Origin of the sequence: uncultured Paracoccus sp., assembly GCF_945915435.1 — a bacterium.
GTDB lineage: Bacteria > Pseudomonadota > Alphaproteobacteria > Rhodobacterales > Rhodobacteraceae > Paracoccus.
In genome coordinates, this window is record NZ_CAMEFG010000054.1 from 1 (window position 1) to 24,244 (window position 24,244).

At 65.7% G+C, this 24,244-nt stretch carries 23 protein-coding genes and 1 tRNA gene; 16 read left to right on the plus strand and 8 right to left on the minus strand.

Features of this window, described 5'->3' with window-relative positions; genetic code table 11:
- The 3 genes from Q0O97_RS15270 to Q0O97_RS15280 all read right to left on the minus strand — a co-directional run.
- Window positions 1–494, minus strand: a 494-nt coding sequence (locus Q0O97_RS15270; RefSeq protein WP_294931220.1) for an ATP-binding cassette domain-containing protein, incomplete at its 3' end; no start/stop codon positions are given.
- A gap of 64 nt (window positions 495–558) precedes the next feature.
- Complete coding sequence (locus Q0O97_RS15275; RefSeq protein ID WP_294931223.1) at window positions 559–1,578, minus strand: ABC transporter substrate-binding protein; 1,020 nt, start codon at window positions 1,576–1,578, stop codon at window positions 559–561.
- Window positions 1,579–1,733: 155 nt separating this feature from the next.
- A tRNA-Leu gene (locus Q0O97_RS15280) sits at window positions 1,734–1,818 on the minus strand.
- 443 nt (window positions 1,819–2,261) lie between these two features.
- Between Q0O97_RS15280 and Q0O97_RS15285 the strand changes: the two genes are divergently transcribed.
- From Q0O97_RS15285 to Q0O97_RS15305, 5 genes are all read left to right on the plus strand, one after another.
- Window positions 2,262–2,960 (plus strand): ABC transporter ATP-binding protein, encoded by a 699-nt coding sequence (locus Q0O97_RS15285; RefSeq protein WP_294931280.1) that lies wholly within the window; start codon window positions 2,262–2,264, stop codon window positions 2,958–2,960.
- A complete protein-coding gene (locus Q0O97_RS15290; protein WP_294931226.1) occupies window positions 2,953–3,663 on the plus strand; it encodes an ABC transporter ATP-binding protein in 711 nt (236 codons plus the stop codon). The genes Q0O97_RS15285 and Q0O97_RS15290 overlap by 8 nt, the downstream gene beginning before the upstream one ends.
- Before the next feature lie 66 nt (window positions 3,664–3,729).
- A complete protein-coding gene (locus Q0O97_RS15295; RefSeq protein WP_294931283.1) occupies window positions 3,730–4,896 on the plus strand; it encodes an ABC transporter substrate-binding protein in 1,167 nt (388 codons plus the stop codon).
- Window positions 4,897–4,975: 79 nt separating this feature from the next.
- A complete protein-coding gene (locus Q0O97_RS15300; RefSeq protein ID WP_294931229.1) occupies window positions 4,976–5,860 on the plus strand; it encodes a branched-chain amino acid ABC transporter permease in 885 nt (294 codons plus the stop codon).
- Window positions 5,860–6,825 carry a branched-chain amino acid ABC transporter permease gene (locus Q0O97_RS15305; RefSeq protein WP_294931232.1) on the plus strand — a complete coding sequence of 322 codons (966 nt, stop codon included), beginning with the start codon at window positions 5,860–5,862 and terminating at the stop codon, window positions 6,823–6,825. Before Q0O97_RS15300 ends, Q0O97_RS15305 begins: the two co-directional genes overlap by 1 nt.
- A gap of 90 nt (window positions 6,826–6,915) precedes the next feature.
- Here the strand turns inward: Q0O97_RS15305 and Q0O97_RS15310 are convergent, their stop codons facing one another.
- The 4 genes from Q0O97_RS15310 to Q0O97_RS15325 all read right to left on the minus strand — a co-directional run bounded on the left by Q0O97_RS15310 (window position 6,916) and on the right by Q0O97_RS15325 (window position 10,614).
- Window positions 6,916–7,758 (minus strand): ABC transporter permease subunit, encoded by an 843-nt coding sequence (locus Q0O97_RS15310; protein WP_294931236.1) that lies wholly within the window; start codon window positions 7,756–7,758, stop codon window positions 6,916–6,918.
- Window positions 7,755–8,603 (minus strand): ABC transporter permease subunit, encoded by an 849-nt coding sequence (locus Q0O97_RS15315; RefSeq protein ID WP_294931239.1) that lies wholly within the window; start codon window positions 8,601–8,603, stop codon window positions 7,755–7,757. The genes Q0O97_RS15310 and Q0O97_RS15315 overlap by 4 nt, the downstream gene beginning before the upstream one ends.
- 2 nt (window positions 8,604–8,605) lie before the next feature.
- Window positions 8,606–9,682, minus strand: a complete 1,077-nt coding sequence (locus Q0O97_RS15320; protein WP_294931242.1) for a betaine/proline/choline family ABC transporter ATP-binding protein — start codon at window positions 9,680–9,682, stop codon at window positions 8,606–8,608.
- Window positions 9,683–9,762: 80 nt separating this feature from the next.
- Entirely contained in the window at window positions 9,763–10,614 is an 852-nt protein-coding gene (locus Q0O97_RS15325; protein ID WP_294931245.1) for a glycine betaine ABC transporter substrate-binding protein, read from the minus strand.
- Between the two features lie 245 nt (window positions 10,615–10,859).
- Here Q0O97_RS15325 and Q0O97_RS15330 point away from each other — a divergent pair, with 245 nt between their 5' ends.
- The 10 genes from Q0O97_RS15330 (at window position 10,860) to Q0O97_RS15375 (ending at window position 21,671) form a co-directional block, all read left to right on the plus strand.
- Entirely contained in the window at window positions 10,860–11,549 is a 690-nt protein-coding gene (locus Q0O97_RS15330; protein WP_294931248.1) for a GntR family transcriptional regulator, read from the plus strand.
- A 21-nt stretch (window positions 11,550–11,570) separates the two neighbouring features.
- Complete coding sequence (locus Q0O97_RS15335; RefSeq protein ID WP_294931251.1) at window positions 11,571–13,040, plus strand: aldehyde dehydrogenase family protein; 1,470 nt, start codon at window positions 11,571–11,573, stop codon at window positions 13,038–13,040.
- A 10-nt stretch (window positions 13,041–13,050) separates the two neighbouring features.
- Window positions 13,051–13,941, plus strand: coding sequence for a dihydrodipicolinate synthase family protein (locus Q0O97_RS15340; protein WP_294931253.1), 891 nt, complete (start codon window positions 13,051–13,053; stop codon window positions 13,939–13,941).
- Complete coding sequence (locus tag Q0O97_RS15345) at window positions 13,938–15,275, plus strand: FAD-binding oxidoreductase (RefSeq protein ID WP_294931256.1); 1,338 nt, start codon at window positions 13,938–13,940, stop codon at window positions 15,273–15,275. The genes Q0O97_RS15340 and Q0O97_RS15345 overlap by 4 nt, the downstream gene beginning before the upstream one ends.
- 9 nt (window positions 15,276–15,284) lie before the next feature.
- Window positions 15,285–16,286: a 4-hydroxyproline epimerase gene (locus Q0O97_RS15350; RefSeq protein WP_294931259.1), complete on the plus strand. Its 1,002-nt coding sequence runs from the start codon at window positions 15,285–15,287 to the stop codon at window positions 16,284–16,286.
- A gap of 12 nt (window positions 16,287–16,298) precedes the next feature.
- Window positions 16,299–17,327, plus strand: coding sequence for a proline racemase family protein (locus Q0O97_RS15355; protein WP_294931262.1), 1,029 nt, complete (start codon window positions 16,299–16,301; stop codon window positions 17,325–17,327).
- A gap of 53 nt (window positions 17,328–17,380) precedes the next feature.
- Window positions 17,381–18,277, plus strand: coding sequence for a dihydrodipicolinate synthase family protein (locus Q0O97_RS15360; RefSeq protein WP_294931286.1), 897 nt, complete (start codon window positions 17,381–17,383; stop codon window positions 18,275–18,277).
- A 7-nt stretch (window positions 18,278–18,284) separates the two neighbouring features.
- The gene (locus tag Q0O97_RS15365) at window positions 18,285–19,631 is read left to right on the plus strand and encodes an FAD-binding oxidoreductase (protein WP_294931265.1); all 1,347 of its coding nucleotides are present in this window, start codon (window positions 18,285–18,287) and stop codon (window positions 19,629–19,631) included.
- 108 nt (window positions 19,632–19,739) lie between these two features.
- A complete protein-coding gene (locus Q0O97_RS15370; RefSeq protein ID WP_294931268.1) occupies window positions 19,740–21,170 on the plus strand; it encodes an alkaline phosphatase in 1,431 nt (476 codons plus the stop codon).
- A gap of 57 nt (window positions 21,171–21,227) precedes the next feature.
- Window positions 21,228–21,671 (plus strand): hypothetical protein, encoded by a 444-nt coding sequence (locus tag Q0O97_RS15375; RefSeq protein WP_294931271.1) that lies wholly within the window; start codon window positions 21,228–21,230, stop codon window positions 21,669–21,671.
- Window positions 21,672–21,753: 82 nt separating this feature from the next.
- On the opposite strand, the gene Q0O97_RS15380 is transcribed toward Q0O97_RS15375, so the two are convergent.
- A complete protein-coding gene (locus Q0O97_RS15380) occupies window positions 21,754–22,638 on the minus strand; it encodes a LysR substrate-binding domain-containing protein (RefSeq protein WP_294931274.1) in 885 nt (294 codons plus the stop codon).
- Window positions 22,639–22,811: 173 nt separating this feature from the next.
- On the opposite strand from Q0O97_RS15380, the gene Q0O97_RS15385 reads away from it, so the two are divergent.
- On the plus strand, window positions 22,812–24,140 hold the full coding sequence (locus Q0O97_RS15385; protein ID WP_294931277.1) for a C4-dicarboxylate transporter DctA: 1,329 nt from the start codon (window positions 22,812–22,814) through the stop codon (window positions 24,138–24,140).
- Window positions 24,141–24,244: the final 104 nt, after the last annotated feature.

The following is a 24,244-nucleotide window of genomic DNA, read 5'->3' on the forward strand; positions in this document are numbered from 1 at the left end:
AAGGGTTCGTCCATGATCAGCACGCTGGGCTTGTGGACGATGGCGCGGCACAGGCTGGCGCGCTGGCGCATCCCGCCCGACAGTTCGGACGGGCGCTTGTCGGCGAATCCCTCCAGCCCGACCATGCGCAGCAGGTGCATGGCGCGCGCGCGCCCCTCGGCCCTGCTCATGCGGGGGGCGACGATTTCCAGGGGCAGCATCACGTTGTCGATGATCGAGCGCCATTCCAGCAGGACCGGGTTCTGAAAGGCCATCCCCACCGTCTTGCGCGGGCTGGTGACCTTTTCGCCCTCAAGCACGACGCTGCCGCTGTCGGGCTTCATCAGCCCGGAAATCAGCCGCGTCAGGGTGGACTTGCCGCAACCCGAAGGGCCGACGACCGCGCAGAACTCGCCCCTGGGGATCGAGATGTCGAGATCGTCCAGAACGGGGAACAGCCCTTGTTTCGTGCGATAGGAATGGCTGACGCCGGTGATCTCGATCAGGTTCTGCATCTGGGGATTCGCCTGCTGGGAAAAAGGGGGGGGCGAGGCGGCGGCCCGCCTTGCCCCGGTATGGTCATTGCAGCATCAGGTTTTCGGCATCGGGCAGATACGAGGCATCGAAATACCGGGCCGCGTCGGGTTCGTTCTGGAAATCATAGACCAGCTTCATCTGCTCGATCGAGCGGGCGAATCGCTCGTCGTCGATCCCGCCCATGCCGTGTTCCTTGACATAATCGGTCAGGACATTGCCTTCGACCGACAGTTGCAGGCGGCGCAGTTCCAGCTCCTTGTCGGCAGCCGGGTTGCGCGAGACAAGGCTTTCCACCGCGGCCTCCGGCTCGGCGATGGCGTCCTTCCAGCCCCTGGCGGTCGCGCGGATGAAGCCGGTCACGGCCTCGGGGTTGGCCTCGGCGAAATCGGTGTTCACGATCACCGCATTGCCGTAAAGCGCGACCCCGTAATCGGCCATCAGCAGGACCGAGATGTCCTCCTCGGCCACGCCAAGGCGCTGGGTCGAAAGGGTCGAGGTGAACGAGAACCCCGTCACCGCCGCGACCTTGCCCTCGGCCAGCATCGGCTCGCGCACGGGAAAGCCCACGGGGTCAACGGTGATCTGGTCCATGTCCAGATCCTGCTCGGCGGCGAAGATCGGGAATTGCGCCCATGCGCCGTCGGTCGGGGGGGCGCCCAGCACCCTGCCCTCCAGGTCCTTGGGGGTTTCGATCCCCAGCGACTTGCGCCCGACCACAGCAAAGGGCGGCTTGTCATAGACCATCATCACCGCGGTCACCGGCGCGTCCGGGTTTTGGTCCAGGAATTTCATCAACGAGTTGATGTCGGTGAACCCGACCGGAAAGGCGCCCGTCGCGACCTTCGGGATCGCGTCGAGCGAACCGTTGCCCTCGCTGATCTCGACCGTCAGGCCCTCATCCGCGTAATGGCCCCTTTCGATGGCCAGCGTGTAAGGCCCGGCAGGCCCTTCGAATTTCCAGTCCAGCGTGAACGGCATCGAGGTCTGCGCCTGCGCCACCGTGGCGGCAAGGGTCACGAGGCTGGCGGCCGCCAGGCTGCGGGCGGGAAGGGAAAGGGACATTTCACGGCTCCTAAACGTCTGACCTTGCAGAGGTTATGCGACAGATGGCTGGGATGCGAGGTTGCAAGGCGCAAGATGAGCTGTCAAGCGTCAGTTCCCGTTCGGGCTGCATAACCGCCCGCAAAACCAGTCCAGAACCCGTTGTCGGAAAATCGTGGTGCGGGTGGAGGGACTTGAACCCCCACGCCTTGCGGCGCCAGAACCTAAATCTGGTGCGTCTACCAGTTTCGCCACACCCGCATCCATCCGCGTCACGCGGATTCGCGTTCTCTTACCAGCGTGGGCGGGCGGATGCGAGGTCAAAGATCGCGCCTTGCCCGGCCCGGCGGGCGGGCTTCCTGCCGCCGGGGCAATCCAGCGGGGAAACATGGTGACGCAAGGTCAAGGCAGTAAAAGCCAGTCAATTGATATTTAATGATCTTTTTATGCATTCTGGCGCTTGGCAAATCATGGCCCGCTCTGCTACGGTTTTTCAGAGGAGACCGGAAAACCGGCGCGACAATCAGGGAGGCCCTCATGTCAGTTGCGACTGGATAACCCGTGAAAACGGTCGGAAAACCGACCGGGTTTCAGGGCGTATTTTCCATATTACTGATGCTTGGAGGGATCCCCACTTGCATGACACGCGATCCGACGATGTGATTCTCTCGGCCAGGGGGATCAGCAAGCAGTTTTCCGGCTTCATGGCCGTGAAGGATGTGGATCTGGACATCCGGCGCGGCTCGATCCACGGGCTGATCGGACCCAATGGCGCGGGCAAGACGACGTGTTTCAACCTGCTGACCAAGTTCCTGCAACCCACCGCCGGAACCATCACCTTCAACGGCCGCGACATCACCTCGATGACCCCGGACGGAATCGCGCGGCTGGGGATGGTGCGCTCTTTCCAGATCTCGGCCGTTTTCGCGCAGTTGACGCTGTTGGAAAACGTCCGCATCGCGCTGCAACGCCGCCGGGGGGAAAGCTTCGACTTCTGGCGTTCGGAAACCGTGCTGGCCGCGAACAACGCCGCCGCGATGGAGCGTCTGGACGAGGTCGGCCTTGCCGGCATGGCGCATCTGACGGCGGGCGAACTGCCCTATGGCCGCAAGCGGGCGCTGGAAATCGCCACCACGCTGGCGCTGGAGCCCGAGATGCTGCTGCTGGACGAGCCGATGGCCGGGATGGGGCACGAGGATATCGAACGCACCGCCGCGCTGATCCGCCGCATCGCGGTCAACCGCACCGTGCTGATGGTCGAGCATAACCTTTCCGTGGTGTCCTCGCTGTCGGACCGGATCACGGTCCTGGCGCGCGGCCAGGTTCTGGCGGAAGGGGATTATGCGTCCATCTCGAAGGACCCGCGCGTGATCGAAGCCTATATCGGAGTGGGCCATGACTGAAGCCACCCCCCTTTTGCAGGTCCGCAACCTCGAAGGCTGGTATGGCGAAAGCCATGTGCTGCACGGGATCGACTTCCACGTCAACGAAGGCGAGGTCGTCACCCTGCTGGGCCGCAACGGTGCGGGCAAGACCACCACGCTGAAGGCGATCATGGGGATTCTGGCGCAGCGCCGCGGCTCCATCACGCTGAACGGCAAGGAGTTGATCCGCATGTCGCCGCGCGCCATCGCGCGGGCCGGGATCGGCTTCTGCCCCGAGGAACGCGGCATCTTCGCCAGCCTCTCGGTGCAGGAAAACCTGATGCTGCCGCCCCGCGTCCGTCCCGGCGGGCTGAGCGTGGAGCAGATCTTCGAGCTGTTCCCCAACCTGCAGGAACGGCTGAACAGCCAGGGCACCAAGCTGTCGGGGGGCGAACAGCAGATGCTGGCGATCGGGCGCATCCTGCGCACCGGCGCGAACCTGCTGCTTCTGGACGAACCGACCGAGGGGCTGGCCCCCGTCATCATCCAGCAGATCGGCCGCACCATCGGCCTGCTGAAGGAACAGGGCTTCACCATCATTCTGGTCGAGCAGAATTTCCGCTTCGCCGCCTCGGTCGCGGACCGGCATTACGTGGTCGAACTGGGCCGCGTGATCGACGAGATCCCCAACCGGGAATTGGAAGCCAATACCGCCAGGATTCAAGGTTATCTGGGTGTCTAGCCCGGCAATGTTTTTCCGCAGGGAGGGAATGAGTTGAAAACTTCATATCTGTTGACGAGCGCCGCGATGGGCCTGCTGTTCGCCGCGGGCGCACAGGCGCAGGATGTCCGGATCGGCGTGCTGAACGACCGCTCGGGCATCTATGCCGACCTTTCGGGCGAAGGCTCGGTCGTGGCCGCGCGCATGGCGGTCGAGGATTTCGACGCCGAGGCCAAGGGCATCAACGTCACGATCACCTCGGCCGACCACCAGAACAAGCCGGACGTGGCCGCCACGCTGGCCCGGCAATGGTTCGATCAGGACAATGTCGACTTGATCGTCGACGTGCCGACCTCTTCCGCAGCGCTGGCCGTGGCCGAGATCACGCGCGAAAAGAACAAGGTCTTCATCAACTCGGGCGCAGGCACGACCGAACTGACCGGGGCGCAATGTTCGCCCAATACCGTCCACTGGACCTATGACACCTGGGCGCTGGCCAACGGCACCGGCGGGGCGATGGTGGAAACCGGGGCGGATACCTGGTTCTTCCTGACCGCCGACTATGCCTTTGGCCATGCGCTGGAAAGCGACACCCGCGCCCTGGTCGAAGGGGCCGGGGGGCAGGTTCTGGGACAGGTGCGCCACCCCTTCCCCGGACAGGACTTCTCGTCCTTCCTGCTTCAGGCGCAATCCTCGGGCGCGCAGGTGATCGGGCTGGCCAACGCCGGCGGCGATACGGTCAATGCCATCAAGCAGGCCGCCGAATTCGGCATCACCCAGGCCGGGCAATCGCTGGCCGGGCTGCTGATCTTCATCACCGACGTCCATGCCCTTGGGCTTGAGGCCGCGCAGGGGCTGGTGCTGACGGAAAGCTTCTACTGGGACCTGAACGACGGCACCCGCGAATGGTCCGACCGCTTCGCCGAACGGATGAGCGGGCAGAAGCCCACCATGGTCCATGCAGGCGTCTATTCCGGCGTGCTGCATTACCTCAAGGCCATCGAGGCCACGGGCGACGACAGCGACGGTGCCGCGGTCGTGGCGGCGATGAAGGAAATGCCGACCTCGGACCCGCTGTTCGGCGAGGGCGAGATCCGCGCCGATGGCCGCAAGCTGCATGACATGTATCTGTTCCGCGTCAAGGCCCCCGGCGATTCCGAAGGGCCTTGGGACTATTACGAACTGGTCTCGACCATCCCGGCGGCAAGCGCCTTCAAGCCCATGGAAGGCGGCGGCTGCGCGCTGGTCGAATAATCATGCGGAGGGCGCCGTCGGGCGCCCTTTCGACCCCGCCCGGTCCGGCCCGGCCCGGCTTCGACGTTAGGGAACCTTCATGTTTGAACTACTCGGCATTCCACCGCAGGCATTGTTCGGACAGCTTCTGCTGGGTCTGATCAACGGGTCGTTCTATGCGATCCTCAGTCTTGGGCTTGCTGTCATCTTCGGCCTGCTCAACATCATCAACTTCGCCCACGGCGCGCAATACATGATGGGCGCGTTCCTGGCGTGGATGCTGCTGCATTACCTGGGCATCGGCTATTGGTGGGCGCTGATCCTGGTGCCGGTCATCGTCGGCGCCTTCGGCGTCGTGATCGAGCGGCTGATGCTGTCGCGGCTCTACAAGTTGGATCACCTCTACGGGCTGCTGCTGACCTTCGGCATCGCGCTGATCATACAGGGGCTGTTCCGCAACGCCTACGGCATCTCGGGGATGCCCTATTCGATCCCCTCGCAACTGGCCGGGGGGCAGAACCTTGGCTTCATGTTCCTGCCCAATTATCGGGCATGGGTGGTGGTCTTCTCGCTGGTGGTCTGTTTGGGGACGTGGTTCATGATCGAAAAGACCCGCCTGGGGGCCTATCTGCGCGCGGCGACCGAAAACCCGACGCTGGTCGGGGCCTTCGGCATCAACGTGCCCCGCATGATCACGCTGACCTACGGTTTCGGCGTGGCGCTTGCCGCGCTGGCCGGGGTGCTGGCCGCGCCGGTCTATTCGGTCAATCCCAACATGGGCGCGGACCTGATCATCGTCGTCTTCGCCGTGGTGGTGATCGGGGGCATGGGCTCGATCCTTGGCGCGATCATCACCGGCTTCGGCCTTGGCCTGGTCGAGGGGCTGACGCGGGTCTTCTACCCCGAAGCCTCTTCGGTGGTGATCTTCGTGATCATGGCCATCGTCCTTCTCGTCAAACCCGCCGGCCTGTTCGGGAGAGCATGATGACCGACAAGACCCTTGACACCGCAACGCCCCGGGGCGGGATGCCGCCGCTGCACCGGGCCATCTTCGTCGGCCTGCTGGTGGTCTTCGCCGTCGCGCCCTTCGTGCTTTACCCGGTCTTCCTGATGAAGATCCTGTGTTTCGCGCTGTTCGCCTGCGCCTTCAACCTGCTGCTGGGCTATGGCGGGCTGCTGTCCTTCGGCCATGCGGCCTATTTCGGGGGCGCCAGCTATGTCTCGGCCCATGCGGCCAAGGTCTGGGGGCTGACGCCGGAACTGTCGGTGCTGTGCGGCACGGCGGCGGCGGCCCTTCTGGGGCTGGTGATCGGCTCTTTCGCCATCCGGCGGCAGGGCATCTATTTCGCCATGATCACGCTGGCCTTCGCGCAGATGGTCTTTTTCTTTTCCCTGCAAGCGCCCTTCACCGGGGGCGAGGACGGGATTCAGGCCATCCCGCGCCGGGCCTTGTTCGGGGTGTTCAACATCTCGTCGGACATCAACTTCTATTACTTCGTGCTGGCCGTCGTCTTTGCCGGGCTGCTGCTGATCTATCGCATCATCCATTCGCCCTTCGGACAGGTCCTGAAGGCGATCCGGGAAAGCGAGCCGCGCGCGATTTCGCTTGGCTATCGCGTCAACAGCTACAAGCTGGCGCTGTTCGTGCTGTCGGCGGCGCTGGCCGGGCTGGCAGGCGCGACCAAGGCGCTGGTGTTCCAGCTTGCATCGCTGACCGACGTGCATTGGAGCATGTCGGGCGAGGTCGTGCTGATGGCCCTGCTGGGGGGCATGAACACCATCTTCGGCCCGATCGCAGGGGCGGCGGTGGTGGTGACCATGCAGAACTATTTCGCCAGCTTCGGCGCATGGGTGACGGTCCTGCAAGGGGTGATCTTCGTGCTTGGCGTGCTGCTGTTCCGCCAGGGCATCGTCGGCGTCATCGCCCGCTGGCTGAAACGCCCGTTGTAGGCTGCTGCCCGGACCTGGCTACCGATCTGCAAATGCAAAGAAGCCGGGCAATGCGCCCGGCTTCCTGCGTTCATCCGTCCGGCTTTCCGTTCATCCGGCCGGTTTGCGCTCCCGGCGTTGCAGCCCCGCGCGCGATACGCGGTCGAACAACAGGGCAATGGCGACGATGGCAAGGCCGGCGCGCAAGCCCAGGCCCATCTCCATCCGCGTCAGCCCGCGCGTGACCTCGGCCCCAAGGCCGCCCGCGCCGACAAGGCCCGCCAGCACCACCATCGCCAGGGACAACAGGATGCACTGGTTCAGCCCCACGACCAGCGTGGGCAGGGCGGCGGGAAACTCGATCTTGGTCAGGATGGTGCGGGGTGGCGCGCCGATGGCCTGCCCCAGTTCCAAGAGGTCGTTCGGCACCTGCCGAAAGGCCAGCGTCGTCAGCCGCAGCATCGGCGGGATGCCGTAAACCACGGTCGCGATCAGCGCGGGCACCTGTCCAAGGCTGAACAGGATCACCGCCGGGATCAGATAGACCCAGGGCGGCACCGTCTGCATGATGTCGAGGATCGGGCGCAGGAAGGATTCGAGCCGGGGCCTGCGCGCCGCCATGATGCCCAGCGGCACCGCGATCACCACCGCCGCCGCGACGGCGGTAAAGACCAGCGCCACCGTCTGCATGGATTGCGGCCAGAGGTTGACCAGCCAGCAAAAGCCCAGGCACAGGAAGGCCAGCACCGCCACGCGCAGGCTGGTCAGCAGCGCCACCGTCACGGTCACCACCACCATCACCACGATGGCCGGGGGGTAGAGCAGCACGGATTGGAATGCGCCCAGCACCCCCTCGACCGTGCGGCCGATGGCGTCGAACAGCCAATGCAGGTTGCGGTTCAGCCAACTGACCGAGGGGGCCAGCCATGCGCCGATCGAGAACTGGAAATTCATGCGGTCCCCTCTTTCTTCTGCACAAGGCTTTGCGTCAGGCGGTCGATCACGATGGTCAGGATGACGATGGCGATGGCCGCGTCGATGGATTTCGCGATATCCAGCGTGCGGATCGCGTCATAGATCGCCTGACCAAGCCCGCCCGAGCCGACGATCCCCGCGATCACCACCATGCCGAAGGCCATCATCAGCGTCTGGTTGATGCCCGCCATGATGCTGGGCACGGCAAAGGGCAGCCGGATTTTCAGAAACATCTGGCCGCGCGTCATGCCAAGCGACTTGCCCAGTTCCAGGAACTCGGTGGGCGTGCGCCCGATCCCCAGCGCGGTCAGCCGGATCGCGGGCGGCATGGCGACGATCAGCGTCGCGGCCAGCGCGGTGCCGGGGCCGAAACCCAGAAGCGCGATGGCGGGCAGCAGGTAGATATAGGGCGGCATGGTCTGGATCAGGTCCAGCACCGGCTCGATGGCGCGGTTCAGCCGCGGCTTCAGCCCGGCCAGCACGCCCACCGGCAACGCGACCAGCAGGGCAAGGAAGGTCGCGCTCAGCACCAGCGCGAAGGTGCTCATCGTGCCGGACCACAGGCCCATCATGGCGCAGGCCGCCATGCCGATGGCGATGGCGATCCCGGCGCGGGCGTCGATCAGCCGCCAGCCCGCCAGTCCCAGAAGCACGGCCAGCACATACCACGGCAGCGCGCCAAGCGCCCAATAGACCGCGCCATAGAACCCCTCGAAAAGCAGGCGCAGCCCGTCGAAGAGAAAGGCGGCGTTGTCGCTGACCCAGAAAAGCGCATCGTCGATCACGCGGTCGAAGCTGCGGGCGAAAGCTGCTGTGTCGATCATGCTCAGCCATGCCCCCCTTCCGACGCCTGCGATCCCTTGACCCCCAAGAGCAGGCTGGCGGGCGTCACGACGCCGGCCACCTGCCCGTCCCGGACCACCGCAAGACCCGCGCCCTTCTGGCCCACCATCAGGTCGATCAGATCGTCGATGTCGGTCTCGGGCGAGGCTTGGGCCAGATCATCGGCCGAGGCGCCGGGATGGTCGCGCAGGAAGGTCTCGACCGGGACCATCACCGAATGGGCCTTGATCAGGTGCAGCTTGGAAATCGACGAGACGAATTCCGCGACGTAATCGTCGGCGGGGTTCAGGATCAGGTCCTCGGCGGTGCCGGTCTGGATGATCACGCCGTCTTTCATGATGGCGATGCGGTCGCCGATGCGGATCGCCTCGTCCAGGTCGTGGGTGATGAAGATCGCGGACTTGCCCAGATCCTTGGTCAACTGCCGGAATTCGTCCTGCAACTGGCGGCGGATCAGCGGGTCCAGCGCGGAAAACGGCTCGTCCATCAGGATGATCTCGGGGTCCGAGGTCAGCGCGCGCGCCAGCCCCACCCGCTGCTGCATCCCGCCCGAGAGTTCGGTCGGATAGCGGTCCATCCAGTCGCCAAGGCCCACCGTGGTCAGCGCCTCGCGCGCGGTGGCGTTGCGGTCGGCCTTGGAAATGCCCTGGACCTCAAGCCCGAAGGCCGCGTTTTCCAGAACCGTGCGATGGGGCAGAAGCGCAACGCTTTGAAAGACCATCGCCATATGTTTCGCGCGCAATTCGCGCAGGTCGGCGTCGTTCATCGCGCCGATGTCGCGGCCCTTGACCTCGATCCGGCCGTTGGTCGGCTCGATCAGCCGGTTGAGCATGCGGATCAGCGTGGACTTGCCGCTGCCCGACAGGCCCATGATGCAGAAGATCTCGCCCCGCCGGACCTGAAAGCTGGCGTCCGAGACGCCCACGACGCAGTTGAATTCCTGCAAGACGTCGCGCTTGCTCAGGTTGCGGCCCTTGACGGCCTCCATCGCCTCGGCGGCCCGCTTTCCGAAGATCTTCCATGCCGACTGGCAGTCGAGCAAGGTGTCTTCGGCGGTCATGTTCCCTGTCGTCACTACGAATTTCCTCACGAAATAAGAACAGGGGCCGCCGATGATGTGTCGGCGGCCCTCGGGTGGCGTCAGTAGTCCTTGATATTGCCCCAGCGTTCGATCAGCACGGGATGGTTGTCGATCCATTCCTGGATGGCGTCGTCCATGCCTTTCCCGTCGACCACCGCCGTATTGATCGCGGCGACGTCGGCAATGGGCACGAAGACGCCCGCCAGGATCTCGCGCGCTTCGGGGTTGGCCTCGGAGAAACCGGCCTGCGCAATCAGGTTGTAGGATTGCGGCGGCGCGAAGATGCCCTTGGGATCGGCCAGGAATTTCATGTCGAACTTCTGCGCCATCCAGGTGGGGGTCCACAGAGTCACGATGATGGGCTCTTGCCGGTCAACGGCGGATTGCAGCGCCGCCGTCATGCCTGCCGTGCTGCCCTCGACCAGCGGCATGTTGATGCCGTATTCGCTGACCGCATCGGCTGCTTCGCGCATCAGGCCCGACCCCGGCTCGATCCCGATGATGCGGCCGCCCAGCATTTCGGCATTCTCGGCCAGTTCCTCGATCGAATTGACATCGACGTAGCTGGGCACCGAAAAGCCCTGATAAAGCCCGTGCGACGCGATCGAGATCTTTTCGAGCCGGTTCTTGTTGCGCTCCCAGTAGTCATGGGCAACATAGTCGATCTGCGAGGTCATCACCTGCACGTCGCCCCGCACCAGCGCGGCATAGGCAATGCCCCATTCGGAAAACTCGGTCAGTTCGACCGTATAGCCCTTTTCCTCAAGGACCTTCTTGGTGATCCCCGTGATGGGCTGCATGTCTTCCCATGCCATCCCGCCCAGCTTGATCACCTTGTCCTGCGCATGGGCGGCCATGCTGCCCAGCCCCACCACGGCCGCGGCGGCAAGCGCCTTCACCAGTGTCTTCATCTCAACTCCCTTCGTTGTCCGGCCGCGCTTCGCTCCTCGGGCGCGGCCTGTGACGGAACACCGCATCATCGGATGAGCGGCGGATCAAACCTTCGCCATCTGCGCGAAGATTATATTGACATACTACGATTGATAGACATTCTGTCTACTATAAATTCAGCAAGGACGGCATTCGGCAAATGGCCTACAGATTGTCAGCATATGATCGTGGAGAGCCTTTCATGCCGAAAAAGCCGGACAGCGTGATGCTGAAGCCAGAAAATGACAACAGAAAACAACGCCTTGCGTCGGCGTTGCGCCAGCGCATCCTGACGATGGAGATCGCCCCCGGCGCGGTCATAGACGAGGTCGAACTGGCCGGGGAATTCGGCCTGTCGCGTCCGCCGATCCGCGAATTGATGCGCCAGATGGCCGGTGAGGGCTATATCGATCTGGAAGCGAATCGCCCCGCCCGCGCCACCGCGATGAGCTATCACGCGCTCCGCGACTTCTATCTGGTGGCGCCGATGATCTATATCGCGACGACGAAACTGGCGGCGGAACATGCCCGCCCCGAGGCCATCGCCCGGCTGCGCGCGATCCAGGACCAGTTCCGCGCGGCGATCAAGGCGGGCGATCTGAACGCGCGCATCTTCGCCAACGATGCCTTCCATCTGGAAATCGGGCGAATGGCGCGCAACGTCTATCTGATGCCCAGCCTGCGGCGGCTGCTGATCGACCACGCCCGGATCGCGCGGACCTTCTATCGCGACGATTTCTCGGACGGCGGCCAGCTTGCCACCGCCGCCGACCAGCACGACCAGATCATCGACGCCATCGCGCGGCGCGATCCCGAAACCGCGGGCGGCATCGTCCAAGCCCATATGGAGATCTCGCGCCGCGACATGGCGGCCTATGCCGTGCCCGAGGGGATGGAACTGCCCCCCGGATTCTGAACCAGCCAACAGGAGAAAAGCATGACCGACCTTCTCGGCAAAGACGACTACCACCGCATCGCGGGCGCCCTGACCCTGCCCGACGCCTGCATCATCGGCGGCGAAAGGCGCGCCGCCGCTTCGGGCCGCGTCTTCCAGACGGTGAACCCGGCCACCTGGCAGGTGATCGCCAGCCTTCCCGCCTGCGACGGCGCCGATGTCGATGCGGCGGTCGATGCCGCCCGCGCCGCCTTCGACGGCTGGTCCAGGCTGCACCCGTCCGAGCGCAAGGAAATCATCCTGCGCCTTGCCGCGCTGATCGAGGAAAACCTGACCGATCTGGCAGTGATGGAAAGCATCGACAGCGGCAAGACCATCCTCGACTGCATGACGGTCGATCTGCCCGAAACCGTCAAATGCCTGCGCTGGCACGCGGAACTGATCGACAAGATCTATGATCAGGTGGCCCCTTCCTCGAACGAACATGTCGCGCTTGTGGTGCGCGAGGCGGTCGGCGTCGTCGGGCTGGTGCTGCCGTGGAACTTCCCGCTCTTGATGCTGGCGTGGAAGATCGGCCCGGCGCTGGCGGCGGGCTGCACGCTGGTCGTGAAACCGGCCGAGGAGACCTCGCTGACCGCGCTGCGCGTGGGCGAACTGGCGATCGAGGCCGGGGTTCCGGCGGGCGTGCTGAACATCGTCACCGGCTCGGGTCCCGATGTGGGCGAGCCGATCGGCCGCCATCCGGGCATCGACGCGGTGTCCTTCACCGGCTCGACCGAGACGGGCCGCCGCTTCCTGTCCTATTCGGCGGAAAGCAACATCAAGGAAATCACGCTGGAAATGGGCGGCAAGAACCCTTGCATCGTCATGGACGACGCCGAGGATCTGGATGCCGTGGCCGAGCATGTCGTGAACGGCGCCTATTGGAACATGGGCGAGAACTGCTCGGCCATCTCGCGGCTGATCGTGCATCGGGGCGTCAAGGATGCGCTGGTCGCGAAACTGATCGCGGCGCTGGACGACTGGCCCGTGGGCGATCCGCTGGACCCCGCGACCCGCATCGGCCCGCTGGTCTCGCCCGAGCATTACGGCAAGGTCGCCTCTTATCTGGGCGACGCCAAGGTGCTGCATGGCGGAGAGACCAGCGAGGACCGCTATGTCCACCCGACCATCTTCGAAGTGCCGGGCAACGACGCCCGCCCCGCGCGCGAGGAAATCTTCGGCCCCGTGCTGTCGGTCATCACCGTGGACAGCCTCGATCAGGCCATCGGGATCGCCAATGACACGGAATACGGCCTTGCGGCCTCGGTCTTCACCGCCAACGGCAAGGCCGCCCTGCGTGCGGCCCGCGCCCTGCGGGCGGGTACCGTCACCGTGAACTCCTATGGCGAGGGCGACGGCGCCACGCCCTTCGGCGGCTTCAAGCGGTCGGGCTTCGGCGGGCGCGACAATGGCATCCACGCCCATGACCAATATACCCAGGTCAAGACGATCTGGCTCGATCTCGCATAAGGGCCGCATCATGACCGGATTTCCCTTTCCCGGCCTCAACCTGGCGGTCACGACCCCTTTCGACGCCGATGGCCGCATCGCCTTCGACCGGCTGGAGGATCACCTTGAACGCTATATCGCGGCGGGCATCCCCGGTTTCGTGCTGAGTTCCGGCACCGGGATGCACGTCTATCTTTCGCGCGAGGAATCGGACGAGCTGGTGGCGCGCGGCGCAAAAATCATCGGCGGGCGGGCGCGGGTGATCGTCCAGACCTCGGCCCTGATGACCCCCGATGTCGTCGCCCGCACCCGCCACGCCGCCGATTGCGGCGCGGAGGGGGTGATGGTGCTGCCGCCCTTCTTCGAGGGACCGACCGAGGACGACGATATCTTCGCCTTCTATGAGGCCGTGGGCGAGGGTGGGCTGCCGATCATCGGCTACAACGTGCCCGGCGCGATCGGGGTCGCGATCTCTCCCGACCTGCTGCGCAGGCTGTCGGAAATCCCGAATTTCGTCACCGTCAAGGACAGCGGCGGCGATCTGGCCGCGCAGGCCGAATTGATCCGCACCGGTCTGCCGGTGATGAACGGGGCCGATCCGCTGATGCCCTATGCGCTTTATGCGGGCGCCTCGGGGCTGATCTGGGGCGGAGCGAATTTCGCGCCCCGGTCCTGCGTCGCGGTGGTCGAGGCCGCCGGGCGCGGCGAATGGGACCGCGTGCGCGAACTCTGGCGCGCGCTGGAACCCGCGATGAACCTGATCTGGCAGGGCGATTACGTCCAGTCCGTCTATGCCGCAGCCGAGATGACCGGCTACGGGGCGGGCCATCCGCGCCGCCCGCTCAGCCCGCTGGCGGCAGACAGGCGCGAGGCATTGTGCGCCGCACTCGGCGGGCTGATCGAGACCGAGAGGGCCGCGTGACGACCCGCCGCATCGCCCCTTCGGACCTGCCGCGCCATCCGGGGGTGTCGGGCTGGGTGGCCATGCTGCCGCCCCGCCAGCCGACCCCGGCGCTGAAGCAGGCGATCACCGCCGATATCGCGGTGATCGGCGCGGGCTTCGCGGGGCTGTCGGCGGCGCACCGGCTGGCGCAGATCGACCCCGCCCTGCGCATCGCGGTGCTGGAGGCCGGGGTGGTCGGCGACGGACCCGCCGGGCGCAATTCCGGCTTTATCATCGACCTACCGCATGAGGTCTCATCCCAGGATTACGGCGGCGCGGCCCTGCAGAAAAGCCGCGATCATATCGCCCTGCAACGCCGCGCGGTGGATTTCGCCGTGGAACTGGCGCAAAGGCAGGGCTGGCCGCGCGAGGTGCTGGACATGTCCGGCCGCTACAACGTCGCCATGTCGCCCGAGGGCAACCGGCATATCCGCGACTACGCGGCCCAACTCGACCGGCTGGGCGAGGACTACCGGCTGATGGACCACGCGGAAATCGCGGGCGTGACCGGATCCGAGGCGTTCAGTTCCGCGATCTTCATGCCGGGCACGGCGATCGTCCAGCCCGCCGCCTATATACGGGGGCTGGCCGACGCCCTGCCCGGCAATGTCGTGCTTTACGAAAACACCCCCGCCATGTCGCTGACCCCCAAGGGCGACGGCTGGCGGATCGGGACGCCCGAGGGCGCGGTCGAGGCCGGGCGGATCGTCCTCGCGAACAACGGCCATGCCGAACGCTTCGGCTTCTTCCGGGGGCGGCTGCTGCATGTCCATACCTATGCCTCGATGACCGCGCCCTTCGCGCCGGATCGCCTTCGCGGTCTGCGGGACTGGGCGGCGACGCCATCGTCACCGATGGGCACGACGCTGCGGCGGGTCTCGGGCGCGGATGGCGACCGGCTGCTGGTGCGCTCGCGCTATACCTACGACCCCGCCATGACGGTGGGCGCGGGCACGCTGCGGCGGGCCGGGCATGTCCATGACGGGAAATTCGCCCACCGCTTCCCCGGCCTGCGCGACGTCGCGATGCAATACCGCTGGGGCGGGATCATGGCGCTGACATGGAACGGCGTCCCAGCTTGGGGCGAGGTCGAGCGCGGCATCTTCGCCGCCTGCGGCTGCAACGGGCTGGGGGCGTCGAACGCGACCGCCTCGGGGCTGGCGGCGGCCGAGCAGATCATGGGTGTCGCGACCGAACTGACCCGCATCCATCAGGGCTTCGCCGCACCCCGCAAACTGCCCCCGCAGCCGCTGGCGCTGATCGGGGTGAAGGCCACGCTGGCAATCCGCGAACGCCGCGCGGGCATCGAATAGGATCACCACATGCGCCATCGTTTCTTCTGCATCGACAGCCACACCTGCGGCAACCCGGTCCGGGTCGTCGCGGGCGGCGCGCCGTTGCTGCCCCACCTGCCGATCTTCGAACGGCGCGACCTGTTCCTGCGCGAACACGATTGGGTCCGCACCGCCCTGATGTTCGAGCCGCGCGGCCATGACATCATGTCCGGCGCGATCATCTATCCCGCCCATCGCGAGGATTGCGATTTTGCCGCGCTCTTCATCGAGGTCTCGGGCTGCCTGCCGATGTGCGGCGCCGGCACCATCGGGCTGGCCACCGTCGCCATCGAGGAAGGGCTGGTCACGCCCCGCACCCCCGGCAGGCTGGCAATCGAGACGCCTGCGGGCCGGGTGGACGTCGAATATATCATGCAGGGCGAGCGTGTCGCCAGCGTCCGCCTGTTCAACGTCCCCAGTTTCCTGCACAGCGCCGATATCCGCGTCGATGTGCCCGGCCTCGGCCCGCTGATGGTCGATATCGCCTATGGTGGCAATTTCTATGCGGTGATCGAGCCGCAGGAAAACTGGCCCGGCCTGACCGGGATGAGCGCAGCGGAAATCGTCACCCACAGCCGCGCCCTGCGCGAGGCGCTGGCCGAGGTCGGCGAAACCGTGGTCCACCCCGAGGATGCCCGCATCCGCGGCGTCCATCACGCGATCTGGTGCGACAGCCCCGACGGGCCGGATTGCGACGGGCGCGGCGCGGTCTTTTATGGCGACAAGGCCATCGACCGCTCGCCCGGCGGCACCGGCACCTCGGCCCGGATGGCGCAGTTGCATGGCAAGGGCCGGGTGGCCGTGGGCGAAACCTTCCGCAACAAGAGCCTGATCGGCACCGTTTTCGAGGGCCGCGCCGAACAGGCGGCCACGGTCAGGCAATACCCCGGCATCCTGCCCAGCATCGGCGGCTGGGCGAGGATCACCGGGCATAACACCATCCTCGTGGACGACGCGGACCCGCTGCGCCACGGCTTCCAGATCGCCTGAAGGGGGAACACCATGCGGCTTGACAGAATGATCACCGTCGTCGGCGCCCATGCCGAAGGGGACGTGGGCCGCGTCATCACCGGCGGCTTCAACCCGCCCCGCGCGCCTTCGATGTTCCAGCGGATGGAGGCGATGGAGCGCGGCCACGACTGGCTGCGCCGCCTGATGCTGTCGGACCCGCGCGGCAGCGTGAACTGCGCGGTCAACCTGCTGATGCCGCCCATCCGCGAGGATGCCGATATCGGCATGATCGTGATGGAGCCGGATTATTACGTCCCCATGTCCGGCGGAAACCTGATCTGCACCGTGACCGTGGCGCTGGAAACCGGCTTCATCCCCATGCGCGAACCGCAGACCGTGGTCCGCGTCGATACCCCCGCCGGGCTGGTCGAGGCGGTCTGCGACTGCGCGGACGGGCGTTGCCGCCGGGTCAGCTTTCGCAACGTGCCGTCCTTCGTCATGCATCGCGACGCCCATGTCGAGGTCGAGGGGATCGGCACGCTGCGCGCCGACGTGGCTTATGGCGGGATGATCTATTGCATGATCGACGCCGGTGATGTCGGATCGGCGCTGGCCCGCGACGAGGCGCGCGATCTGGTCCATCTGGGCGAACGGATCAAGGCCGCCGCCGCCGTGCAGCTTCCCTGCGCCCATCCCGAAAACCCCCAGATCCACACGATCAACCAGGTCCTTTTCGCCGGGCCGATCCGCAGCGAGGGCGGCGTCAAGCGGTCCAGGAACACGGTCGTCGTCTCGCCCGGACGGCTGGACCGCTGTCCCTGCGGGACCGGCACCTCGGCCCGACTGGCGCTGCTGCACGCGCGGGGCGAGATCGCGACGGGCGAGACCTTCATCCACGAATCCATCATCGACACCGAATTCCACAGCCGCGTCGTAGACAGCGCGACCGTGGGCGGCGGCCCGGCGGTGGTGCCCGAGGTGTCAGGCCGCGCATGGCTGACCGGCATTTCCCAATACGGCGTGGACCCCGACGACCCCTTCCCCGAGGGCTACCGCCTGAACGACACATGGTTCGCATGAACCCTGACCGACAAACCCATATGAAAAACAAGGAGGCCGTCATGGCATCTGCAATGGTTCTGGAAGGCATCTATACCCCCCTGATCACCCCCTTCGACGCCGATGGCGCGGTCGATTACGACGCGCTGGCCGAACTGGTCGAGCGGCTGATCGGCGCAGGCGTCCACGGGCTGATCTCGGGCGGCTCGACCGGCGAGAACTATGCCGAAACCGTCGAGGAACGGCTTGAGATCGCCCGCTTCATCGCGGATCGCAACAAGGGCCGCCTGCCGGTGATCGTCGGCACCGGCGCGATGCGCACGCCCGATTCCATCGCGCTGGCGACAGGCGCGCGCGAGATGGGCGCCGATGCGATCCTGCTGGCGACGCCGCCCTATTCCGTCCCGACCGAGGCCGAGAACGCCGCCAACGCGCTGGAAATCGACCGCGCCGCCGGGCTGCCGGTGATCCTTTACAACTATCCGGGCCGGATGGGCGTCAGCATGGGGCGCGAGTTTCTGGACATCGTCAGCGCCTCGAAGAACCTGATCGGGATCAAGGAAAGCTCGGGCGATGTGAACCGCATCCACACGCTGGCCTGCGACTATCCCCATATCCCGCTAAGCTGCGGCATGGACGATCAGGCACTGGAGTTCTTCGCCTGGGGCGCGCGCAGCTGGATCTGCGCCGGCTCGAACTTCCTGCCCGAGGAACATGTCGCGCTGTATCGGGCCTGCGCGGTCGAGGGCGATTTCACCAAGGGCCGCAAGATCATGACCGCGATGATGCCGCTGATGGGCGTGCTGGAGCAGGGCGGCAAGTTCATCCAATGCGTCAAGCACGGGGTCGAGGCGGCGGGCCTGCGCGCCGGACCCGTCCGCCCGCCCCTGCAAGGGCTGAACGCGGATGAAAAGGCCGAACTGGAAGGCGTGATCGCGACGCTGCGCGCCACCGTGGCCGCGATCCGGTGACACGGCGATGACCACGCATCTCGCCACGCGCACCCCGGTCTTCAACGGCCCCGCCGGATGGGCCGAGATCCTGCCCCCCGTCCCGCCGCGCGCACGGCTGGAAGGGGCGCAGGGCTGCGATGTGGCGATCGTCGGCGCGGGTTTCGCGGGGCTGTCCGCCGCGCGCCGCCTGCACCAGATCGACCCGGCGCTGGATGTGGTCGTCCTGGATGCCGCGCGGATCGCCGAAGGGGGCACCGGGCGCAACTCGGGCTTCATGATCGACCTGCCGCATGACCTGACCTCATCCGATTACGCCGGTTCGGGCGAGGGGCGCGACCGGCAACTGACCCGGCTCAACCGCCTTGCCATCGATTTCGTCGCCGGGGCGGTGGCGGAATACGCCATTCCCCAAGGCTGGTTCCAGCGGGTGGGCAAGATCAATGCGGCGGCATCAACCCCCGGCATGGCGGCGAATGTCAGCTATGCCCGGCATCTGCACGACCTGAGCGAGGCGCATGAGATACTGGACGCGCAGGCGATGCGCGAAATCACCGGCACCGGCTATTATCAGGGCGGCCTTTTCACCCCCGGCACGGCGATGATCCAGCCCGCGGGCTATGTGCGGGGCTTCGCCGCCGGGCTGGAACGCGCGGGCGTGCGCATCCATGAAAATTCGGCGGTGATCCGGCTGGAAAGCAATGCGCAGGGCTGGCGTCTGGACACGGCGCAGGGCCATATTCAGGCGGCGCGGGTCGTTCTGGCCAACAACGGCCATCTGGAAAGCTTCGGTTTCAAGCGCGGGCGGCTGATGCATATCATGCTGAACGCCTGCATGACCGAGGAACTGCCGCCCGAGGCGCTGCGCGCCCTTGGCGGCCGCGAATGCTGGGGCCTGACGCCCGCCGACCCGATGGGCACCACCCTGCGCAGGATCGGCCCGGCGCAGGGCGGCAACCGCATCGTGATCCGGCAGGGCGGCTATTACCGCCCCGAAATGCGCACCAGCGCCGCCGACCTGGCACGGGTGACGCGGCAGATGCGCCGGAAATTCGACGCGCGTTTTCCGATGCTGAAGGGCTTGCGCTTCGCACATTGCTGGTCGGGGCATCTGTGCCTGTCGCGAAACGCCGTCTCGGTCATGCGCGAGCTGGAGCCGGGGCTGTTTGCAGCCTGCGTGGACAACGGCCTTGGCACCACGCGCAGCACGCTGATGGGCATCGGCGCGGCGGAACTGATCTGCGGAGAGACCAGCACGATCACCGATTTCTTCACCGCCGACGCCGAGCCGGGCCGCCTGCCCCTCCATCCCTTCGACAGCATCGGCGCGAATGCCTATATGCGCTGGAAGGAATGGCGCTCGCGGATGGAATGAACCCGTCGCGGAAAGTTCACGGTCATGTCACCGGCGCGACATGTTGCCCGATTAGGTCACGCTCACCGGCGGCAGGAAGGCCGCTTTGGAAACCGGAGAACGCGACCCATGACCATCCACAGGAAAATCCTTGCCGCGCTGGCGGTCTCATCCGCGCTGGTGGCGCCCGCATTCGCGCAGGACGGCAGCGCGCGCAACGTGATCCTGCTGATCACCGACGGCACCGGGATCGAGACCTTCCGGGCGGCCAGCTATTTCCGCCACGGCGCGCTGGGGCACGAAGCCTATGACCGTTTCGACGCGCGCCTGTTCATGGCCACCCATCCGCTGAACACCTCGAACGAACCGACCCTGAGCGACGAGGGCGCGGTGACATTCGAGCCGTCCGAACTGTGGAAGGACGAGGCGTCCGACAGCACCTATGAAGGCAACATCGCCGATTACAAGGGCTTCTTCACCGGCTACGACTATGCCCGCAGCGATTTCACCGACAGCGCCGCCGCCGGGACCGCGCTGGCCTCGGGTCACAAGACCTACAACAACGCGATCAACTGGTCGAACGACGACACGCCGCTGAAGCATATCGGCGAATATGCCGTCGAAAGCGGCCGCGCGCTTGGCGTGGTTTCCTCGGTCCAGATCAGCCATGCGACGCCCGCGGCCTTCCTGGCCCATAACGTCAGCCGCAACGACTATGCCGCCATCGGCCGCGAGATCGTCGAATCCGGCCTTGCCACCGTGGTCATGGGCACCGGCCATCCCTATTACGACGGCGCGGGCCAGCGGGTCGAAAACCCGACGGAAAACGACTTCCGCTTTGTCGGCGGGCAGGACATCTGGCATCGTCTGGAAAGCGGCGAGACCGACTATACCCTGATCGAAAGCCGCGAGCAGTTCGAGGCGCTGGCCAATGGCGAACTGCCCGAAGGCGGCAAGATCATGGGGCTGGTCCAGAACATCCAGACGCTGCAATTCAACCGCCCCGGCGTGAGCCTTGGCGACAAGCTGGAAACCTCGCCCGACCTTGCCACCATGACGCAGGGCGCGCTGAACGTGCTGGGGGCGCAGGAAAACGGCTTCTTCCTGATGGTCGAGGGCGGCGCCATCGACTGGGCCGCCCATGCCAACAACCTGCCTCGCCTGATCGAGGAACAGGTCGAGTTCAACGAGGCCGTCGAGACCGCCGTGAACTGGGTCGAGGAAAACAGCTCGTGGGAGGAAACGCTGGTCATCGTCACCACCGACCACGGCAACGGGCTGCTGCAAGGCCCCAACTCGGACCGCGTCGCCTATGAGCCGATCGTCAACCAGGGCGCGGGCGCGATGCCGCTGGTGCGCTGGCATTCCGACAACCATACGCGCGAGCTGGTGCCGCTTTACGCACATGGCGCGGGCGCGGATTATTTCATCGACAATGCCACGAGCGAAAGCGGCCTTGCCATCTACGAAGTCGGCGAGGACAGCCAGATCTGGGTGGACAATACCGATGTCTTCCGCGCCTCGTTGAATGCGCTCGGCATCCAGCCGGGCAATAGCTAGGGCCATCGATGCGGGGCCGCAGGACGGTCCCGCATTCCCTTTCGCGAAGGACCGACGATGAAACCCCTGCTGATCGCGCTTTTCCTGACCGCCGGAACCGCCGCCGCCCCGGCCCTTGCCCAGGATGCCCGCGCGGCGACCGCCAGCGGCCAGGCCTGGGCCGAGGTCAGCCGCGCCGTCGCGCAGGACGGTATCCTGCATGTCGAATTGCGCTTTCTGACCGACCATCCGGCTTATCCGGGAGAGCGGATTTACGACCACATCCCCGCCGACCGGCTGAACGCGATGATCTACGTCATGAAGGGCGACCAGAGTTTTCCGCTGTGGCTGGAGGGCGGCAAGGCAATGGTTCCCGACCGGCTGGAACTGCGTGTCGGCGACGGTCCGCAGGTCGGCCATTGGCAGGCCGCTTTCGTCGCCCCCCACCATGACGTGACCGAGGCTTTCCTGCATCTGCCCAACCTTGCCCCCGTCGGGCCGTTCAGGATCGAAAGGCGCTGATCCACCGCCTTGTCCGGGGGCGTCAGGTCAAGCCGTTCCGCCAGACAAAGGACCGCAAGGCGGTGGCGGCCCGGTTCGTTCCTCAGCCGCTTTCCAATGCCGCCCGCATGGCGTCCAGAAAGGCGTTCAGCGCGGGTGTCCGGTCGCTTTGGCGATAGACCGCGAATACGTCCGAGACCGGCGGATCGGGGCGGATCGGGCGAAAGACCAGCGGACCCGAGGTCAGCCGGGCGATGGCTGCGGGAACGATACTGACCCCGAAGCCCGCGACGATCAGGCTGGGGATCGACTGCGCATCCATCACCTGCTGCGAGATGCGGGGCCGGAAACCGCCCCCCGAGATCCGGGACATGACATAGGCCGCGAAATCCGAACTGTCCGGCCGCAGGACCACATGGGGGTCGCGGCGCAAATCCTGCAACGAAACGCTGTCCTGCCCGGCGGCGAAATGGGTGTCGGGCAGCAGCGCGACCAGTTCCTCGCGCCATGCGAATTCATAGGCCAGTTCGCCGTCCGAGGGGATCGAGCGGTTGAAGCTGATATCGGCGCGCCGGCTGATCACCTCGTTGATCTGCATCGCGGGGGACTGCTCGTGGATCCGCACGGTGATGCGGGGATGGTCGCGGCAGAACCCCGCCAGAAGGTCGGCAAGGCCGCCGCGCAGGATGGATCCGGTGGTCCCGATCTCGATTACGCCATGCTGTCCGGCGCCGATTTCGCGGATTTCCAGCAGGCTGTGCTCATGCTGGGCCAGGATGACGCGGGCATGGCGCAGGAAGGCCTCGCCCGCGCGGGTCAGGTTCATCCTGCGGCTGGTGCGGCTGAACAATTCCGCCCCCACCTCGCGCTCAAGCGACTGGATCATCGTGCTTAACGGAGGCTGAGACATGTTCAGGCGCTGCGCGGCACGGGTGAAGTTCAACTCTTCGGCCAGAACGACGAAGCATTGCAATTGACGTATTTTCATATCGAAACCGAATGGATCCACGGTAAAACGATATTAGACTCGGATAACGATTCGGCCAAACATCCCGTCACTCTAAAAAGCGGCCCGTCAGGACGTGCCGGTGGACGCGGCTAACCTGGTGCCGGGTCCGGCCCTTCCGCAGCGGACCGCCCGTTTCAGGGAGGACGGAAATAATGCCGAGTTGGTCCAGATCGTTGTTCGGTCAGGTTTGTATTGCGCTGGTGCTGGGAATCATCGCCGGTTTCTTCGCGCCGGAATTCGCATCGGGCATGAGGCCGCTGGGGGACGGCTTCATCAAGCTGATCAAGATGCTGATCCCCGCCATCGTGTTCTGCGTCGTCGTCCACGGCATCGCCGGTGCGGGCGACCTGAAGAAGGTCGGCCGGGTGGGCGTGCGCGCGATCATCTATTTCGAGGTCATCACCACCATCGCGCTGGTGCTGGGCATCGTGCTGGCCTATGTGTTCCAGCCCGGCGCGGGCATGAACATCGACACGAGCCAGCTCGACGCCTCGGCGCTTGGCGCCTATGTCGACCGCGCGCAAGAGGTCAGCGAGGGCGGCACCGTCGATTTCCTGATGAAGCTGATCCCGACCACGGTCTTCAGCGGCTTCGCGACCGGCGACATCCTGCAAGTGCTGGTGGTCGCGGTGCTGTTCGGCTGCGCGCTGTCGCTGCTGGGCGAACGCGGCAAACCTCTGCTGACGATGATCGAACTGGCGGGCGACACCGTCTTCAAGATCATGGGCTTCATCGTCCGGCTGGCGCCGCTGGGCGTCTTCGGCGCGATTGCCTATACCGTGGGCAGCTACGGCATCGGCTCGCTGGCGCAACTGGGCTATCTGGTCGGGCTGTTCTACGTCACGGTGGCGATCTTCGTCGTGGCGATCCTGGGCCTGGTCATGCGGCTTTCGGGGTTCAGCCTGTTCAAGCTGATCCGCTACATGCGCACCGAGATCGGCATCGTCGCGGGCACCGCCAGCAGCGATGCTGTGCTGCCCCAGACCATGCGCAAGCTGGAACACCTGGGCGTCAAGGACTCGACGGTCGGGCTGGTGGTTCCCACGGGCTATTCGTTCAACCTGGACGCCTTCTCGATCTACCTGACTCTGGCGGCGCTGTTCATCGCGCAGGCGACCAATACCGAACTGGCCTTCATCGACCTGCTGACGATCCTGGGCGTGGCGCTGATCACCTCGAAGGGGGCGCATGGGGTGCCCGGTTCGGCCATCGTGATCCTGGCCGCGACCCTGACCGCGGTGCCCGCGATCCCGGCCATCGGGCTGGTGCTGGTGCTGTCGGTGGACTGGTTCATGGGCATCGCCCGCGCCCTGGGGAACTATTTGGGCAACTGCGTGGCGACCGTGGCCATCGGCTCCTGGGTCGGCGACATCGACCGCGACCGCGCCCGGCGCGTCCTTGATGGCGAGGACATGAGCAGCCTGGACATTCTGGAAGAACCCGCTCCGCTGAGCGAAGCCGAAGGAACGCAGCATGTATGACCATCCCCGAAACGCAACCGGACAGGAGACCGGCATGACCGATCCGCAACCCCGCCCCTACGCCGGTCCCGTCGCGGGCCTGCCGCCGCAGAGCGACCTGACCA